Here is a 14,456-nt window from a genome sequence, read left to right on the forward strand (position 1 = left end):
GTCGCCCGAACACTCATCATCACCGGATGGACGTTACTGGCGGTAGCCGTTGTCGTCGCCCCAATTGCTCTGGTTGCAGGGAGGTATTGAATGCTGATCTTGGGGATGGACATCGCAACCACGACAGGCTTTGCCTGGTACGATCCAAGCGCACCAATGAGCACGATACGCACCGGCATCATCACGGCGACCGGCGAGAATGCCGAGGAGAAGGCATCGTCAATCGGTCTGCAACTGGTGGCGATGCTGAAGGCGGAACGGCCTGACTTCGTGGCTATCGAACAGCCGATGCGCAATGTCGTCACCTTCAAAAAGAAGAAGCATGACATGGCGGGCGAGAGGGAGGAACAGACGATTAACCCTTCGGCTCTTCAACTCTCCAGCTTGTCCGGTGCCGCCGTGGCGATCATTTCAGCCTATCGCATACCGTGGCTGACCATGCCTTCAGCCACATGGCGTTCACAGTTCCTTGGCTATGGCCGCAAACCCGGCTTTGCAAGCAAGGACTGGAAGAAGGCCGCAATGGAACGCTGCCAGATGCTGAAAATCCCGGTGAAGAAGCATGACGCCGCCGAAGCGGTCGGTATCGCCTTCGCTGCTACAGCTTCCCAGCAATACAAGATGCTTCAGATGAGGGCGGCATGAGCTACCACGAACGAGAAATCAGACCAGAGCCGCCAACGTCCATCGAAGCGGAACAAGCGCTGCTCGGTGCCATCATGATCGACAACGCCGCATACTGGCGTGTTGCTGGCATCTTGCACCCGAAGCATTTCAGCGAAGATGTGCACCGAACTGTTTATGAAGTTGCCGGGAAGATGATTGCAGAGGGCAGGGCAGCTAACCCGGTCACGATGAAGCAGTACCTGCCAGAGAATGCGAAGATCGGTGAGCTGACGCTGAAGGAATACCTGATGCGTCTTTCGCTTGAAGCGGTCGGGGCATTCCACGCATACGACAATGCCCGCGTGATCCTTGAACGATGGTCCCGGCAGGAATTGGTTAATCTCGCCTATGACCTTCGCGACATGAGCGTGAACATGCCGGTGGACATGACGCCGGAGAAGCTCATCGGAATAGCTTCTGATCGCCTGACTGAAATAGCGCAGGAAGGTAACGAGCGCGCCGGTTCGATGAAATATGGCGTTCTCTTGCCCAAGGCAATCGACCGGGTGGCTAAGGACAGTGTGAGCGGAAACAAACTCATTCCGTGGTTTTTGCCAGAGATTAGCCAGGCGGTAGGTGATATCAGGCACGGCAATCTTGTCGGCTTCATGTCTGATAGTGGCGGCGGCAAGACCTCCTTTTCACTCACGCAATGCCGTCATGCTGCGCTCGCTGGATATCGAACGGCGTTCTTCTCCATCGAAATCACCGACGAAGAGGCAGCTTTGCAGGCGGCGGCACAGGCCAGCCGGATCAGCTTGGATCGGCTGGATGCTTTCGCGCTCAACACGACCGAAAAGGAACGGATCGAAGGCGAAATGATGAAGTCCACAGACTTGCCGTTCGATATCGTTTCATTTGCAGAGTGCACCTTGTCAGACATTCGCATCAAAATGGAAGCGATGAAGAAGTCTGTTGGCCTCGATCTGGTATTCATCGACCACGCCAAGATGATCCAGTTACCCGGCAAGGCAGGCGAGATATTCGCAGAGCGTGTCAATGCTTTGTACCGTGGCCTGAAGGCCATAGCGAAGAGCCTCAACGTGGCAATCGTGATCCTGATCCAGCGTAACGATGAATGGAAGGCACGTTGGAAGACCGGCGGCAGCCTTCGTCCAATGATGGGCGATGCCTACGGCGGCGGCGGTGTGAAGCAGAACCTGGATGTGTGGTTCTCCCTGTACCGGCCCGAACCGCTCTACAAAGAACTGATCCCGCAGGAATACAGGCAGGAAAAGAGAGATGACCTTGTGCGTCGATACGAAGGTAGCAAGGGCAAGGCATGGATCATCAACCACAAGCGCAGACGTGGCGAGCCGGGGCAATCCGCTGAAATCGAGTTCGAAGCCGAGTTTACCCTGTTCAAATCGGGCACTCCTGAAATGCCAGCAGCTTTCGAAGGGTTCCTGCAATGAACCAACAGACGGCATATGCTGAATGGACCGAAGACGGATTTATCGGGAAGTTTCAACTCGCTTGGCGCACTGAGGTCTATGTGGTGAAGAAAGACGACAAGCCTCAGTATTTCAAATACCCGCATGACGCCGAAATAGCGGCGTGGAGAGCGAAGGACGCAATAGAGAACACAGTGATGCACCGCGACGGCGTAACGCTCTCTGACGGCAAATATCCCGATGCTGAAGCGGTGTTCAGCAAGGGCGCATTCAAGAAGAGGGCGGCATGACTGACAACGTGAACCGTCCAGCCCATTACAACGGCCATCCAAGCGGTATCGAGTGCATCCAGATCACGGAACACATGGGCTTTAACCTTGGCAATGCTGTGAAGTACATCTGGCGCTGCGATCTGAAGCAAGATGCGATTGAAGACCTGGAAAAAGCCCGTTGGTACATCGACCGGGAAATCAAGAAGCGCAAGCGGGTGAGGGTGACAGAATGACAGTTGACCCTCGTGTTTATTCGATATGCGCAGAGTACGGCATCAAGATTGTGGATGCTCACCGATACCCGGATATTGGCGAAACACGAGCGGTCGCCACGCTGGACCGGATACTGCGCAACCATGGAGAAGGTCACTTCCGGCTGGTTATGACCACACTGGCTGAAACGGCCAATAACAAGGCATGTCTGGATGAATTTGGCCTGTGGATGGCCTCCGACATGGTGATTGCAAACCGTGGCCTGATTGAGCGCGATACGTCAGCATGGCTGGAATTATGGGATGCAATACCGCTAGGCCGTCTTCAATTCATCGCCAATGACCTGTCAGGCATAACCCCGCAACGACATGCAATCAGCGGCATGGTATATGAAAGGGTGTTCCGCCGATTTGGACCGAACGCCGAACAACTCGACCTTTTGGACGATAGGAGGACAGCATGACGCCGTTGGAAATAGCTGAACTGTTCATCCGAGGCGCGGAAGTTGACCGGCGGCTGCCACAGACAGCCAAGCCAAAGCAGTTGAAGGCGCAGAACCTGCCATATTCCCACGATCTGGCCGATATGAATGGATGGGGCGCGGAACGATACCAGGAGGAGCGTGAAGCCTTCTTCCATAGCCGTCTCTCTCATGAGCAGGTTGGCGAGTGGGAACGGTGCATGGAAATGATCAAGCACTGCCCAAATGAAGATCGCCGCCGGTGCCTCTGGAATTGGGCGATGGCACAGGTTGGAGGTAGGCCGTTCGGTCGATGGTGCCGCGAACAAGGATTTCATGTTGAAACGGGGAGAAGGCGGAAAAATCGCGCAATATTGGAGATTTTTGCCGGTTTCCATCGCAATAACGCCCAAAATATCCAAATGGGCAGTTTCGACGTGTTGCATGTTGCACCTGAAAACGGGCATATTCAGGTCACAATCGGAGACCATGCGCCAGAGAAACAACCGCTACATTGGCGGCATGACAAGGCCATCTCCAGCGAAGAAGACCGAAGCTTTGAATGGGCAGACGCCCGAAACGAAAGACGCCGCCAGAAGTACACTGAAAGGCGCAAGGCGGCATAAGCGGGTGCAAGTAGCAGGCGACCGAATGTCCAACCGGTTGCCGGGAGGTGCAAATCCTCCCACAGCGCCAAATCGGGGTTATGGCAGACGGAAGATTGCGTAATGAAGGTTTCAGAACTAATCCAATTGCTACAGGCACTCCCACAGGATTTGGAGGTAGTACTTCCACATCATTGGGAAACAGATGGAACCCGTAGCTGGCCGCTTTCTGCCGAAGATATAAGCTTGATATATGCCAAACCCATTGAGAACGGTGGTTTTTGCCCAAGAGGTGAAAGTGACAAAGATGTGCAAATTCTATCCATTGGATAGGCAAGTGCACGGAATGCGAGGCGGCTCCTCGCAAGTAGCTGACGGCCAGCGAAGATAGCCGAAGTCGGTTAAGGGTGGCGTAAAGACGTTGTGAGAGCCTCGCCCGAAAGGGTCCGACTAGCGCAGAAATTCCGCACATGGTGATCGGTGCTGTTCCGGGATAGCAGCAACAACTTATACCGATCACAGACAAGTGGCCCGGCTATGTGCGGGAACTAATCAGAACGGCGGCGCTGAAAGCAGAAGCGCATCGTCAAAATAATCGGGAAGCGGAAAGCGCGCCGCTACGATGGGTTCCCTGCTGTGACAGGTAACACTCGACCCTAGCCGGGATGGCGTCCGGCCCGTTCTGATCTAAATTCGGTGCCAGTCACATCGTCACCTAATGACATAGGGCAGACTGGTTAAATGCGGGGCATGCGCCAAGCCGATCCAGTTATTCGGAATTTCCGAACATCTCAGCCGTCGCCTTCGGGTGGCGGCTTTTTCGTTTCTGAGGAGCGGCTATCCTTTGCTCATCCCACCGGGCGATGAGGCCATGGCTACACTCGTGTTTGAAGAAAACGCACCTGCCGCTCCGGGGAGTATGCGCCCTCATTAAGCGGTGTGAAGTGGGCAGGCCCGGAACTTACCAATAGAGGATCGCATATGGCCACACTCAATGAGTTGCGGGAAGTAGTGTTTACTTTGGCCGTTGTCGGTGCGGTTGGAATGGTCAATCCAAAATGGGGCTGGGGAGCGCTATTTGGCGCATTTGCCATCAAGCTCTTTACCATCGGATCAGGAGTTAGTTCATGAACCGCCGCCGCTTCCTTTCCTTCCTCGGCCTCGCTCCTGTAGCTGCTGCCGTTCCTGCAATGGCGCTGCCAAGGGCGGAGAAGCCGACCGAGGTTGCCAAAGGCACGTTTCGGATGACCGCTGAAACACAGGGTGTTCATTCAGCCAATATCGGGTCCGTCACAGCGGGCACACTACGAAGCGCTGATGGCAAGGTTATCTGCGATCTGGCAAACCATACGATCCGGTTCACCGTGTAATGCCCAAGCCCATCCAGTTCATGCAAGCCACATGGCAGGACATCGTAGGACTGCGGCACCATCACCTAGCCGCGATCATGCGAGGGCAGACCGAGGCAGCAGACCGAGGCAGCAGACCAGATACGGGCAGAGATGCACGACCTGCTAGACGCCTACCTGGATCACCAGACAGAGGCAGCAGTAGCATCAGAGCTTAAGGCGAAGGGGTAGAAGGCTATTCAGCTTCTAGCCGTTCTTTGTAAGCCTGAAGGTATTTGATTATCCGCTTGTACTGCTCTGCTTGAAACTTAGACATATCGATCCTCGGTTCACCCATCTTCTGGGTTTCGATCTTCCATGAGCCGTTTTCAAGCTGCTCTATGGCCTCTGAAAGTTCTGCGATTTCCTTGTCGATATCTTCGATAGATTTATGACTGCTCATGACCCACGCCCTTTCGTTGGAAAAGGCATTGAAGAGTAGCATCACCAGCATTGCAAGAGAAATGAATGGCTAAGCTCCGCACTCTCAAGCCTCTCGTATCCACGATGAAGCCAAGGCTGGGATATGAAGGATAGACGTAGACCACACAGACCAGAGCATCGAGCGCTCTACAATCTCCCTCAATGGTCAAGCCTAAGACGCAGGGTACTGGATAGGGATAACTGGACATGCCAATGGCCGGGATGTGGCAAGCACCTCATAGGCAAGGGCAACGCACACAACGCTCCAGTGGCTCACCACAAGCAGGATCACAAGGGCAATCTCGATCTCTTCTTGGATGAAGAGAACATCATTGCCGTATGCAAGCAGTGCCATGACCAGCAGGCCCAGAGGTTCACTCACAGAGGCTATATCAGTGGTCATGATGAGGATGGAAGACCGGTCGACCCGTCACATCCATGGAATTGCAAGTAAATTCAATGGGATAGCCCCCGGTGAATTTTAAGAGGGGGTGCCTTTGCTGGAGACCCGCGTGCCCCCTTCATTTTCACTCAGAAAAGCCGGTAAGGCAGGGTACGGGTAATAACATAACATGGCGAAGATCATTCAACCCCGATATCGGCAAATATTCCGAGAAAACGAGGAGCGGGCGGAACTTGCCGTGCGCATCTGGAAAGAAATCACGAGCGCTTTGGAAAAAGTTAGCGCGGTGACGGAAGTCAACCTTGCGAGGGCCGATCGGTATGTCAGGGCGAGGGTCGAATATGAGGTTCTTTACCCTGTGGCTGCTGCGGAAGGGCCGGTCAAGGAAGGCCCGAATGGCGGTGACGTATTCAATTTCACATGGTCGGCTTGTGAGAAGCTGAATGACCGTCTTCTAAAGCTAGAAAAGGCGATGTTCGGTGAAGCAACCGCGAAAGAAACCGGCCCGAAAGAAAAAGGCCGATCAGCTCCAAGTGACGAGTTCCTTGGACCGGACAACGGAGTACGCCAGTAAGGTTATATCAGGTGAGATCATCGCAGGCCGGTATGTCAGGGCAGCTTGCAAGCGCCATCTGGACGATCTGAAGAACGGACATAAGCGCGGCCTGTATTTCGATGTGGAACAGGCAGACAGGGCTTTCCGCTTCTTCCCAGCGATGTTCACCGTTACGGCAGGCGCGAAGGAAGGCGAGCCGTTCCATCTTCTAGACTGGATGGTCTTTGTAGTCGGGTCTCTCTTCGGCTGGCGCGATGCGCAGGGCCGCCGCCGGTTCCGTCATGCCTGGATTGAGACGGGCAAGGGGCAGGCCAAGTCACCGCTTATGGGAGCCATCGGGCTTTACATGATCGGCTATAGCGGGATCAAGCGCGCCGAGGCGTATGCCATCGCGAATGATCGTGATCAGGCTAAGGTTCTCTTCTCTGATGCTGTCGCGCTATGCCGGTCAGAAATTCCAGATCGGGACGGGGAAACGCTGGAAACTCGCGGCGATGTCGTTATTCGCGGCACGGGTGATAATGCATGGAAGATCGAGCACCCGAAAACGCAGTCAAAGTTCCTGCCGGTCGCTTCTGCTGACAGCATTTCCGGCCCAAAGCCGATGGCGGTATTTGCCGACGAAGTGCACGAAATGCGCACAAGCAAGGCTATCGACCTCTGGAAAGCGGCTATCGACAAGATGCCGGGCGACCCGCTGATGATACTTGGCACGAATACGCCAGCATCAGACCAAGCGGTGGCTACCGATCTTTCGGAGATTTATCAGCGTGTTGTTGAAGGGATGATCGAAGACGATAGCGCCTTCGCATACATCGCCCGCGTTGACAAAGAGGATAAGCCATTCGAGGACGAAAGCTGCTGGGTTAAGGCGCTCCCAGCTCTTGGTGTGACGTATCCTATAGAAAACGTCCGCAAGCGTGTCGTATCGGCTAAACACAACGCAGCAATGCGACTAGCTACGGAACGTCTGTTTTTCGGTGTTCCGGTGGGTTCATCGGGCTTCTGGCTGGATGATGAAAGCGCATGGCGCGCCGTTCAGGGCGAGGTAAATGAGGAAGATTGCAAGGATATTCCGTGCTTTCTTGCGCTCGACTTGTCGCAGAAGAACGATTTGACCGCGCTTTCGGCTTGCTGGCGTGACGATGACGACAGGCTTTCACTCAAAAGCTGGTATTGGACCACACGGACCGGACTGGAAGCACGTGAAGCCTCAGACCGCATTCCATATGCGTCCTATGAGCGTGATGGTCATATCACCATCTGCGACAGCGAAACGATTGATTACACCTTCGTTGCAGCCCGTGTAGCGGAGCTTGTTGCATCGCAGCAGGTGGACAGTCTGACCGTTGATCCGGCCTATGTGACCAGCTTCATATCGGCCTGCGAGGAAATCAACCTGCAAGTCTGGCGCTATATGGGGCCAGATAAGCCAGCAGGGGCGGGATTGAAGATCGTTACCCATGCCCAGGGCCTGAAGGTAGCATTCGAGGATAGGCAGCTTTGTATGCCTCACTCGATAAGCCGGTTCACCGACAAGATACTGAAACAGGAAGTCACCATCGACGCAAACAAGATGACAGACGTTTGCGCGTCGAACGCTGTTTTGCGCGCCGATGGGATGGGAAACCAGATGTTCGACAAGAGCCGCTCTCGCGGGCGCATTGACGGCATGGTGTCGAAAGCCATGGCGGTCGGGGCGTCTAAATCTGATCGCAAGGGCAAGCGCAGCTACATGGAAAGCGGAGTTCTGGTCGCATGAAACTATGGCCATTCGGCAAGAAGGATTACGACCTCAACGGCAATCGCTTCTATCAAGAATACATCTTCGAGCGGGAGATCATCGCCACTCAGCGATATCTCCGCGTGGCCGCGTCTCTCGCTGCCGGTCTGCGCATCTGTGAAGGTGTGGCGGCAATGCCAATCATCACCGGCACCAAGAGTTATGACGGCGACGGACGGATCATTCGCAAGCCGACAATGGAAGGCGATCTGTACGAGCGCCTGACCGTGGCACCGAACGATTACATGACGCCGGGTGAGTTTATCGAAACTCTGACGCTTCATGCGGTATTCGAGGGAGTTGGCCGGGCGTATATCGACCGTGGGTATAAGGGGAAAATCCGCCGACTGATCCCGATCACTGACGGCGGGTTCCAGCCTCGCAAAGACCCTGATACCGGCAAAGTTTTCTACAGCGGCACGATTACCGGTCTCGGCTCTATCGAGAATGCCACGCGCAAGGATTTCATCGAGATCACCTCGCCGCGCTGGGACGATACAGAGGGGCTGGATATCTCGACGGAGATCAGGAAGGTACTGGAGCTTTCCCTGCGGTTGGAAGACCGACAGGATGAGGACGGCGCAAAGAAGTCGATCCCCGGCTACATCACTTCGGATCAGACCTTATCTCCAGATGCTGCGAAGATGGTTCATGCGGCGATCAAGGACAAACTGCCAGGAACGCCTATTTTCGACAGTGGCGCGCAGTATAAGAGCATCATTCCAACACAGGCTGAAATGCAGCTTATGGAAACCCGCCGCTTTCTCATCGAAGAGGTTGCGCGGGCCTATGGCATCCACCCGATATTCCTTGCTCATGATGCTGCTGGCCAGTCTTTGACCCGCATATCTGACGCCATGGATTATCACGTCACAGTGACGCTATCGCCGTGGCTGCGACGGTGGGAACAGGCCATCCAGTTCTCGCTTCTCCGGGCTGACGAGTTCGTGAACCTCGATGAAACGCAATATTACCGGGGCGATCTGACGACGAAGGCCGATTATGCCGCCAAGGCTCTCGGCAACAATACGGGTTGGGAGACACAGAACGATGTCCGCTCCCGCATGGGTATGAACCCGGTTACCGGCGGCGATTTCATCCCGTCCTCCACGACCAAAGAGGCAAACAATGCAGCTTGAAACGAAATTCGCCAGCCTTGAAGCCGAGGCTGTGAGCGATGAAGGCGTGATTTCGGGTTACGCCTCACGCTTCAACATCATCGATCAGGGCGGCGATATCGTTGTGCCGGGCGCGTATCAGGACAGCTTGACCAAGCGCCACCCTCTGATGCTCTGGAGCCATTACACCGATACGCCTATCGGGAAGTGGACGGACATTAAGGAAGATGAAAACGGTCTGCGCGTCACTGGTCAGCTGGCCTTATCGACCGTCAAGGGGCGGGAAACGTTCGATCTGCTGAAGATGGGCGCGATTTCCGGCCTTTCTATCGGCTATCGAACGATCAAGGCAGATCGGAAGGGCAATGCCCGTGAACTGAAGCAGGTCGAGCTTTTCGAAGTGTCGGTAGTGCCGTTCCCAATGCAAATCGAGGCCGGTGTGGACGCTGTGAAGAGCGTTAATGATGTAATTCAGGCGACGAAATCGGGTGATTTCGTTCCTCTCAAACGAGCCGTGGAAGATGCCCTGCGAGACGCGGGCTTCCCTGCTTGGCTGGCAAAAGCGCAAGCCGCGCTCGCGCCGCAAGCTCTGGGCGATGGACAGCGTGACGCGTCCGCTTCGGAGACCGCGAAGGCCATTTCCCGCGCCTTCAAACTCTGATTGTCCGTCATAGGAGAAACCCCATGGACATCGAAATCAAGGAAGCGCTTGACGGCGCAACGAAGACGCTTGTCGAAGTGAAGCAGGCGCAGACCGACCTTTCCGAAAAGCTGAAGCTTCTCGATGAGAAGAAGGCTTCCGGTGAGGACATCACCGACATCAAGAGCCGTATCGAAGATAGCCGCAAGGAAATCGAAGAGCTTGGCGAAAAGATGGTTGATGTCACCCGCCAGATGTCGGCCCGCAAGGACGAAGCAAAATCGTTCGGTCGCCTTGTCGCGGAACAGAAGGACTTCAAGTCCCGCATCATGGGCCGTGAGACCGTCGAGATCAAGGACATCACGTCCGCCTCGTTTGGCGCCGTCACGCTGCCTGCTGGCGTCCGTCGTGCCAATCGCGGTCTCATCGAGCCGGTGAACCAGACATTGTTCCTGCGTGACGTTATTCCATCATCGCCAACTTCTGCGGCAGTGATCGAATACCTTCAGGAAACGGGCTATACCAATAATGCGGCAACGGTTGCTCCCGGTACACAGAAGCCGCAATCCGAGCTTGTCTTTGAGGCCAAATCGGCCCCGATGGTCAAGATGGCTCACTTCTTCCGTATCAACGAAGAAACGCTGGATGATGTTGACGGCCTCGAAGCCTACATCAATCAGCGTGGTCTCTATGGCCTTCTGTTGAAGGAAGAAGCGGAAGTCCTGAACGGTCCTGGTACGGCCAACCGTGTTGATGGCTTGATTGCCAACTCGACCGCGTATGTGCCGGGCACTGTCCCGAATATCACCCCGACGAATGCCATGGATGATATCCGTATCGCCATCGCACAGGTCGCGGAAGCCGATCTGGTTGCCTCGGCTGTCGTAATGAACCACCTCGACGCCGCTGCGCTCGATCTGACCAAGGACGGGGAGGGTCACTACCTGCACCCAGCCTTCGCGGGAAATACCGCTTGGGGCCTGCCAGTCGTGCGCACCAAGGGTATCCCCCAGGGCAAGTTTATCGTCGGTGGCTTCGTCGGCAATACGCTTCTCTGGCAGCGCAAGGGCATCGAAATTCGCCGTTCGACTGAAGACCGTGACAACTTCGTCACCAACAAGGTCACGATCCTTCTGGAAGAGCGTATCCAGCTCGAAACTCTTCGCCCGGAAGGCATTATCTACGGCGATCTGACGGAACCAGTAACCCCGTAATCGATCACAAGCGGGGCGCTTCATTGCGCCCCGTTCTTCCAATTATGAGGGTGCCATGAAGATCGTACAGTCTGGAAATCCGGTCGGTGAAGTCGTCTCGCTCGATCTTCTGCGCAAACAGACACGCAATGCCGATGATACCGGCGTATTCAACAGTGACGATGATGCGATCCTTCAGCAGTACCTTGATGCAGCCGTTGAGTGGGTACAGGACGCTTGCGGGACGGTGCTGCTCGAAACCGAGTTTACCGCGACCGGAACCAACTTCCTCCTGCCATTTGATGGCTACCCAAACCCGGAAATCACGTCGATCACATACGTTGATGAGGTCGGCGTGCCGGGTGCGATCACAGATTATGAGATCGTGGACAACCGCCTTGTGATCGATAATGCGCCGCGAGTGCAAAGCGCAACCGTTGTTTTCACTGCTGGGATCGGGGCCGGGAATGTGCCGGTGAAGCTTGTTCAGGCGTCATTGATGCTGGCCGAGCATTTTTATGACAAGTCAGGCGAGGAAGTACCCGCCGCTGTCAAAGCGATGACCGCCCATCACCGATCCTTTGCATACTGATAGAGGCAGCCATGGCAGACAACCGCTCCGCAGGAAGCCTTTATTACAAGGTCGCACTCGATAAGCGCGAAGACGTTGACGATGGTCAGGGCAATACTCAGGGCAAATTTGTCGAGCAGTTCCAGACCCGCGCCGAGTTCATCCACCTCAGAGGGTCCGAAGCCGTTATGGCTGGCCGTCTTCAAGGCAAGCACATCCAGGTTATCCGGGTTCGCAACTCGTCCAATACGCGGCTGATTTCCACGGACTGGATGCTTCGGGATGTGCGTACCGGAAAAGCGTTCAATATCAGAGATATAGAGCACGAAGTTAACCGCCAATTCATCGCGCTCACGTGCGAAAGCGGCGTAGCGACGGGGTGATGTCATGCCTTGGGTGAAGTTTACTGAACCGTTCGTTTTCAAGCCAACACCTCAATGCCGGACAGTTTATCCAGTGGGGTTCGTTGGATCGGTGACGACAACGTGTGCCGCCCAGGCTGTCGAGCAGGGGAAGGCAGAGCGCATTAAGACACCGAGGAAAGGCGAATGGCGACATACGCAAAAATCCTAGGGCTTCAAAAGCTCCAAAAGAAGCTGAGTGCCATACCGCAGATCGCACGGCAGGAAATCCAAATCGCCCTTGAGCAGTCAGCAGACGAGATCGTCACTTTAGCTCAAAGCCTCGTACCGATGGATACCGGCGACCTCAAGGACAGTATCGGCTGGACATGGGGAAAGGTGCCAAAAGGCGCAATGACGCTGGGGAAAGTCAGGGCAGCGCAATTAGCTGGCGATCTGACGATCACAATCTACGCCGGTAATAGTGAAGCCTATTACGCCCGGTGGGTCGAGTTCGGCACCCAGAAAATGAAGGATAGACCTTACTTTTATCCGGCATTCCGTGCACTTCGAAAGCGATCCCGCAGCCGGGTAACGAGAGCAATCAACAGAGCCGCGAAGAAGGTAGCATCCCAATGACTTCACCGTCTCTGGAATTGCAAAAGGCTATTTTCGATCTGCTGAGGGGCAATCCTGCCGTAACAGCACTAGTGAATGGCCGCATTTACGACCGAGTGCCGGAAAACGCACAGTTCCCATATGTATCATTCGGGTCATTTACAGAAACGAGTGATGACGCGGAATGCATCGACGGTTTTGATATCACCATCCAGCTTAGCGCTTGGTCGCGGGCGGTCGGCTTCCCAGAATGCAGACAGATCACAGATGCTGTCAGGAATGCTCTGCCAAAAGATGGCGTCGAGCTTCCGACTAACGCGCTCGTGACCTTCTCACACCGAATTACACGCATGATCAGCGATCCCGATGGCCTGACTAGCCAAGGGGCGATGACCTTCGAGGCGTTTGTAGAACAGCCATAACAACCAAAATCCGAGCATTTGAACGCCGTCCATTGTGGGCGGCTTTTTTTATGGAGCAACCACAATGGCAAGACCAGTAACTGCGCGCTTCGGCAAGTTCCTCGTCCTTCTGGGCGACGGCGCAACGCCTGAAACCTTCGCAATGCCGTGCGGCTTCACTTCGAAGTCATTCACGCTTTCCAACAATTTGAACGAAATTGAAATCCCAGATTGCGACGATCCTGACGCACCGTTCTGGACGGCCCGCGATATTCAGTCGATGTCTGCCCAGATCAGCGGTGAAGGTGTCTTGGCGGCTGAAGCAGTTCCAACTTGGTCCGAAGCGCGCCAAAACATGGACGGCGTATCGGTCCGTATCGAGATCGAATTTTCGACGGGTACGCTTGTCTATCTGGGCAAGTTCAAGTTTGAAAGTTTCGAGCTTGGCGCGGAAAGCGGCGGGCGCGTTACCATCAATGTGTCGATGCAATCCGATGGCGAAGTTACCGAAACCTGGACGCCGGTAACCCCATGAGCCGAGACGCGAGCCTAACAACGGACTTCGGCAACGACAAATATACGTTCGCCCTGAGATGGGGCCAGCTTGCAAGTCTGCAAGAGGCTTGTGATGCCGGTCCTTATGTCATCCTCGACCGCTTGGTTAGCGGCACTTGGAAAATGAACGATATCCGCGAAACTATCCGATACGGACTTATCGGCGGGGGCTTAACTCCTCCCGCCGCCCTGAGCTTGGTTCGCGAATACGTTGAACTTCGGCCACCCATGGAGAACCTTCTGTTGGCGAGAGCCATTCTTACGGCTGGCCTGATGGGAGCGCCGGAGGAAAAGGTGGGGGAGGACGAAGCGGCAAATCAGGGGAGCCAATCGATGACCTCCCCAACGGAAAAATCAGATTTGCCGCAATCTACGGAAACGGAGCCGCAATAGGTCTTTCAGTGGCCGAGGTCAAAGAGATGTCTATGTGGGAATATATGGCATCTGTTGATGGCTACGCGAAAGTGCACTTCCCAGAAAAGGCCGGTGCGCTGTCGGATAAAGACAAGGACGAACTCTGGGAAATGGTGCAGGCGAGGGGCTAGTCCGAAAGTTCTCGGTAACAGCGAACCTCTACGCTCTCTTTGAAACTTCGGATTGCCTCTTTTTTTGATGCTTCGCTCTTCATCAAGGGTAGCGCGTAGGCATCAAATACCATTTTCCGGGCTGACTTCCTTATTTCTGGTTCAAATTTAACGTCCTTCAAAAATTGGCTGATCTCCACGCCGCTCTGTCGTGAAATCATAATCTGTTCGGCCAGTTTGCCAGCGTAAGGGCAAACGTCATCGGCAGTTTCGGCATGAGCGTTAGCCGATAGCAACGCAAAAATCGCAAGCAAATTAATTCGGTTCATCAT

The 14,456-nt window shown here is 54.8% G+C and carries 22 protein-coding genes; 20 read left to right on the plus strand and 2 right to left on the minus strand.

The window, feature by feature from the left end; all coding sequences use genetic code 11:
* The first annotated feature begins 90 nt into the window (after positions 1–90).
* The 8 genes from FHW00_RS22630 (at position 91) to FHW00_RS22665 (ending at position 4,980) form a co-directional block, all read left to right on the plus strand.
* Positions 91–645: a hypothetical protein gene (locus tag FHW00_RS22630; protein ID WP_078337259.1), complete on the plus strand. Its 555-nt coding sequence runs from the start codon at positions 91–93 to the stop codon at positions 643–645.
* Entirely contained in the window at positions 642–2,081 is a 1,440-nt protein-coding gene (locus tag FHW00_RS22635) for a DnaB-like helicase C-terminal domain-containing protein (protein ID WP_078337258.1), read from the plus strand. Before FHW00_RS22630 ends, FHW00_RS22635 begins: the two co-directional genes overlap by 4 nt.
* On the plus strand, positions 2,078–2,350 hold the full coding sequence (locus FHW00_RS22640) for a hypothetical protein (RefSeq protein WP_078337257.1): 273 nt from the start codon (positions 2,078–2,080) through the stop codon (positions 2,348–2,350). The genes FHW00_RS22635 and FHW00_RS22640 overlap by 4 nt, the downstream gene beginning before the upstream one ends.
* A complete protein-coding gene (locus FHW00_RS22645; RefSeq protein WP_078337256.1) occupies positions 2,347–2,565 on the plus strand; it encodes a DUF3310 domain-containing protein in 219 nt (72 codons plus the stop codon). The genes FHW00_RS22640 and FHW00_RS22645 overlap by 4 nt, the downstream gene beginning before the upstream one ends.
* Complete coding sequence (locus FHW00_RS22650) at positions 2,562–3,008, plus strand: hypothetical protein (RefSeq protein WP_078337255.1); 447 nt, start codon at positions 2,562–2,564, stop codon at positions 3,006–3,008. The genes FHW00_RS22645 and FHW00_RS22650 overlap by 4 nt, the downstream gene beginning before the upstream one ends.
* Positions 3,005–3,631 carry a hypothetical protein gene (locus FHW00_RS22655; protein WP_078337254.1) on the plus strand — a complete coding sequence of 209 codons (627 nt, stop codon included), beginning with the start codon at positions 3,005–3,007 and terminating at the stop codon, positions 3,629–3,631. Before FHW00_RS22650 ends, FHW00_RS22655 begins: the two co-directional genes overlap by 4 nt.
* 960 nt (positions 3,632–4,591) lie before the next feature.
* The gene (locus FHW00_RS22660; protein ID WP_176168287.1) at positions 4,592–4,741 is read left to right on the plus strand and encodes a hypothetical protein; all 150 of its coding nucleotides are present in this window, start codon (positions 4,592–4,594) and stop codon (positions 4,739–4,741) included.
* Positions 4,738–4,980, plus strand: coding sequence for a twin-arginine translocation signal domain-containing protein (locus FHW00_RS22665; RefSeq protein WP_078337253.1), 243 nt, complete (start codon positions 4,738–4,740; stop codon positions 4,978–4,980). The genes FHW00_RS22660 and FHW00_RS22665 overlap by 4 nt, the downstream gene beginning before the upstream one ends.
* A gap of 214 nt (positions 4,981–5,194) precedes the next feature.
* Here the strand turns inward: FHW00_RS22665 and FHW00_RS22670 are convergent, their stop codons facing one another.
* Positions 5,195–5,401: a hypothetical protein gene (locus tag FHW00_RS22670; RefSeq protein WP_139364327.1), complete on the minus strand. Its 207-nt coding sequence runs from the start codon at positions 5,399–5,401 to the stop codon at positions 5,195–5,197.
* 592 nt (positions 5,402–5,993) lie between these two features.
* On the opposite strand from FHW00_RS22670, the gene FHW00_RS22680 reads away from it, so the two are divergent.
* From FHW00_RS22680 to FHW00_RS24635, 12 genes are all read left to right on the plus strand, one after another.
* Positions 5,994–6,398: a hypothetical protein gene (locus FHW00_RS22680; protein WP_078337250.1), complete on the plus strand. Its 405-nt coding sequence runs from the start codon at positions 5,994–5,996 to the stop codon at positions 6,396–6,398.
* Positions 6,370–8,142, plus strand: coding sequence for a terminase large subunit (locus tag FHW00_RS22685; protein WP_445558218.1), 1,773 nt, complete (start codon positions 6,370–6,372; stop codon positions 8,140–8,142). Before FHW00_RS22680 ends, FHW00_RS22685 begins: the two co-directional genes overlap by 29 nt.
* The gene (locus FHW00_RS22690) at positions 8,139–9,302 is read left to right on the plus strand and encodes a phage portal protein (RefSeq protein WP_078337248.1); all 1,164 of its coding nucleotides are present in this window, start codon (positions 8,139–8,141) and stop codon (positions 9,300–9,302) included. Before FHW00_RS22685 ends, FHW00_RS22690 begins: the two co-directional genes overlap by 4 nt.
* Positions 9,292–9,942, plus strand: a complete 651-nt coding sequence (locus FHW00_RS22695) for an HK97 family phage prohead protease (protein ID WP_078337247.1) — start codon at positions 9,292–9,294, stop codon at positions 9,940–9,942. Before FHW00_RS22690 ends, FHW00_RS22695 begins: the two co-directional genes overlap by 11 nt.
* Before the next feature lie 23 nt (positions 9,943–9,965).
* Positions 9,966–11,135 (plus strand): phage major capsid protein, encoded by a 1,170-nt coding sequence (locus FHW00_RS22700; RefSeq protein ID WP_078337246.1) that lies wholly within the window; start codon positions 9,966–9,968, stop codon positions 11,133–11,135.
* A 55-nt stretch (positions 11,136–11,190) separates the two neighbouring features.
* Positions 11,191–11,706, plus strand: coding sequence for a hypothetical protein (locus FHW00_RS22705; protein ID WP_078337245.1), 516 nt, complete (start codon positions 11,191–11,193; stop codon positions 11,704–11,706).
* Between the two features lie 11 nt (positions 11,707–11,717).
* Positions 11,718–12,068: a phage head closure protein gene (locus FHW00_RS22710; RefSeq protein WP_078337244.1), complete on the plus strand. Its 351-nt coding sequence runs from the start codon at positions 11,718–11,720 to the stop codon at positions 12,066–12,068.
* A gap of 165 nt (positions 12,069–12,233) precedes the next feature.
* Positions 12,234–12,665: an HK97-gp10 family putative phage morphogenesis protein gene (locus FHW00_RS22715; protein WP_078337242.1), complete on the plus strand. Its 432-nt coding sequence runs from the start codon at positions 12,234–12,236 to the stop codon at positions 12,663–12,665.
* A complete protein-coding gene (locus FHW00_RS22720) occupies positions 12,662–13,066 on the plus strand; it encodes a DUF3168 domain-containing protein (protein WP_078337241.1) in 405 nt (134 codons plus the stop codon). Before FHW00_RS22715 ends, FHW00_RS22720 begins: the two co-directional genes overlap by 4 nt.
* Before the next feature lie 64 nt (positions 13,067–13,130).
* Positions 13,131–13,580: a phage tail tube protein gene (locus FHW00_RS22725; RefSeq protein ID WP_078337240.1), complete on the plus strand. Its 450-nt coding sequence runs from the start codon at positions 13,131–13,133 to the stop codon at positions 13,578–13,580.
* Complete coding sequence (locus tag FHW00_RS22730; protein WP_078337239.1) at positions 13,577–13,993, plus strand: gene transfer agent family protein; 417 nt, start codon at positions 13,577–13,579, stop codon at positions 13,991–13,993. Before FHW00_RS22725 ends, FHW00_RS22730 begins: the two co-directional genes overlap by 4 nt.
* A 26-nt stretch (positions 13,994–14,019) precedes the next feature.
* Positions 14,020–14,145 (plus strand): hypothetical protein, encoded by a 126-nt coding sequence (locus FHW00_RS24635; protein WP_445557869.1) that lies wholly within the window; start codon positions 14,020–14,022, stop codon positions 14,143–14,145.
* Here FHW00_RS24635 and FHW00_RS22735 read toward each other — a convergent pair.
* Positions 14,142–14,456 carry a hypothetical protein gene (locus FHW00_RS22735; protein ID WP_078337238.1) on the minus strand — a complete coding sequence of 105 codons (315 nt, stop codon included), beginning with the start codon at positions 14,454–14,456 and terminating at the stop codon, positions 14,142–14,144. The two genes, FHW00_RS24635 and FHW00_RS22735, sit on opposite strands and share 4 nt — an antisense overlap.

Origin of the sequence: Ochrobactrum sp. P6BSIII (assembly GCF_014138065.1) — a bacterium.
Lineage (GTDB): Bacteria > Pseudomonadota > Alphaproteobacteria > Rhizobiales > Rhizobiaceae > Brucella.

What these genes read in the sequence shown, in the direction of transcription:
- FHW00_RS22690 (WP_078337248.1), top strand. Translation starts at nt 8,139, where the DNA reads ATGAAACTATGGCCATTCGGCAAGAAGGATTACGACCTCAACGGCAAT.
- FHW00_RS22640 (WP_078337257.1), top strand. Translation starts at nt 2,078, where the DNA reads ATGAACCAACAGACGGCATATGCTGAATGGACCGAAGACGGATTTATC.
- FHW00_RS24635 (WP_445557869.1), top strand. Translation starts at nt 14,020, where the DNA reads ATGTCTATGTGGGAATATATGGCATCTGTTGATGGCTACGCGAAAGTG.
- FHW00_RS22725 (WP_078337240.1), top strand. Translation starts at nt 13,131, where the DNA reads ATGGCAAGACCAGTAACTGCGCGCTTCGGCAAGTTCCTCGTCCTTCTG.
- FHW00_RS22715 (WP_078337242.1), top strand. Translation starts at nt 12,234, where the DNA reads ATGGCGACATACGCAAAAATCCTAGGGCTTCAAAAGCTCCAAAAGAAG.
- FHW00_RS22730 (WP_078337239.1), top strand. Translation starts at nt 13,577, where the DNA reads ATGAGCCGAGACGCGAGCCTAACAACGGACTTCGGCAACGACAAATAT.
- FHW00_RS22710 (WP_078337244.1), top strand. Translation starts at nt 11,718, where the DNA reads ATGGCAGACAACCGCTCCGCAGGAAGCCTTTATTACAAGGTCGCACTC.
- FHW00_RS22720 (WP_078337241.1), top strand. Translation starts at nt 12,662, where the DNA reads ATGACTTCACCGTCTCTGGAATTGCAAAAGGCTATTTTCGATCTGCTG.
- FHW00_RS22645 (WP_078337256.1), top strand. Translation starts at nt 2,347, where the DNA reads ATGACTGACAACGTGAACCGTCCAGCCCATTACAACGGCCATCCAAGC.
- FHW00_RS22700 (WP_078337246.1), top strand. Translation starts at nt 9,966, where the DNA reads ATGGACATCGAAATCAAGGAAGCGCTTGACGGCGCAACGAAGACGCTT.
- FHW00_RS22660 (WP_176168287.1), top strand. Translation starts at nt 4,592, where the DNA reads ATGGCCACACTCAATGAGTTGCGGGAAGTAGTGTTTACTTTGGCCGTT.
- FHW00_RS22705 (WP_078337245.1), top strand. Translation starts at nt 11,191, where the DNA reads ATGAAGATCGTACAGTCTGGAAATCCGGTCGGTGAAGTCGTCTCGCTC.
- FHW00_RS22650 (WP_078337255.1), top strand. Translation starts at nt 2,562, where the DNA reads ATGACAGTTGACCCTCGTGTTTATTCGATATGCGCAGAGTACGGCATC.
- FHW00_RS22665 (WP_078337253.1), top strand. Translation starts at nt 4,738, where the DNA reads ATGAACCGCCGCCGCTTCCTTTCCTTCCTCGGCCTCGCTCCTGTAGCT.
- FHW00_RS22670 (WP_139364327.1), bottom strand. Translation starts at nt 5,401, where the DNA reads ATGAGCAGTCATAAATCTATCGAAGATATCGACAAGGAAATCGCAGAA.
- FHW00_RS22735 (WP_078337238.1), bottom strand. Translation starts at nt 14,456, where the DNA reads ATGATGAACCGAATTAATTTGCTTGCGATTTTTGCGTTGCTATCGGCT.
- FHW00_RS22635 (WP_078337258.1), top strand. Translation starts at nt 642, where the DNA reads ATGAGCTACCACGAACGAGAAATCAGACCAGAGCCGCCAACGTCCATC.
- FHW00_RS22655 (WP_078337254.1), top strand. Translation starts at nt 3,005, where the DNA reads ATGACGCCGTTGGAAATAGCTGAACTGTTCATCCGAGGCGCGGAAGTT.
- FHW00_RS22695 (WP_078337247.1), top strand. Translation starts at nt 9,292, where the DNA reads ATGCAGCTTGAAACGAAATTCGCCAGCCTTGAAGCCGAGGCTGTGAGC.
- FHW00_RS22630 (WP_078337259.1), top strand. Translation starts at nt 91, where the DNA reads ATGCTGATCTTGGGGATGGACATCGCAACCACGACAGGCTTTGCCTGG.
- FHW00_RS22680 (WP_078337250.1), top strand. Translation starts at nt 5,994, where the DNA reads ATGGCGAAGATCATTCAACCCCGATATCGGCAAATATTCCGAGAAAAC.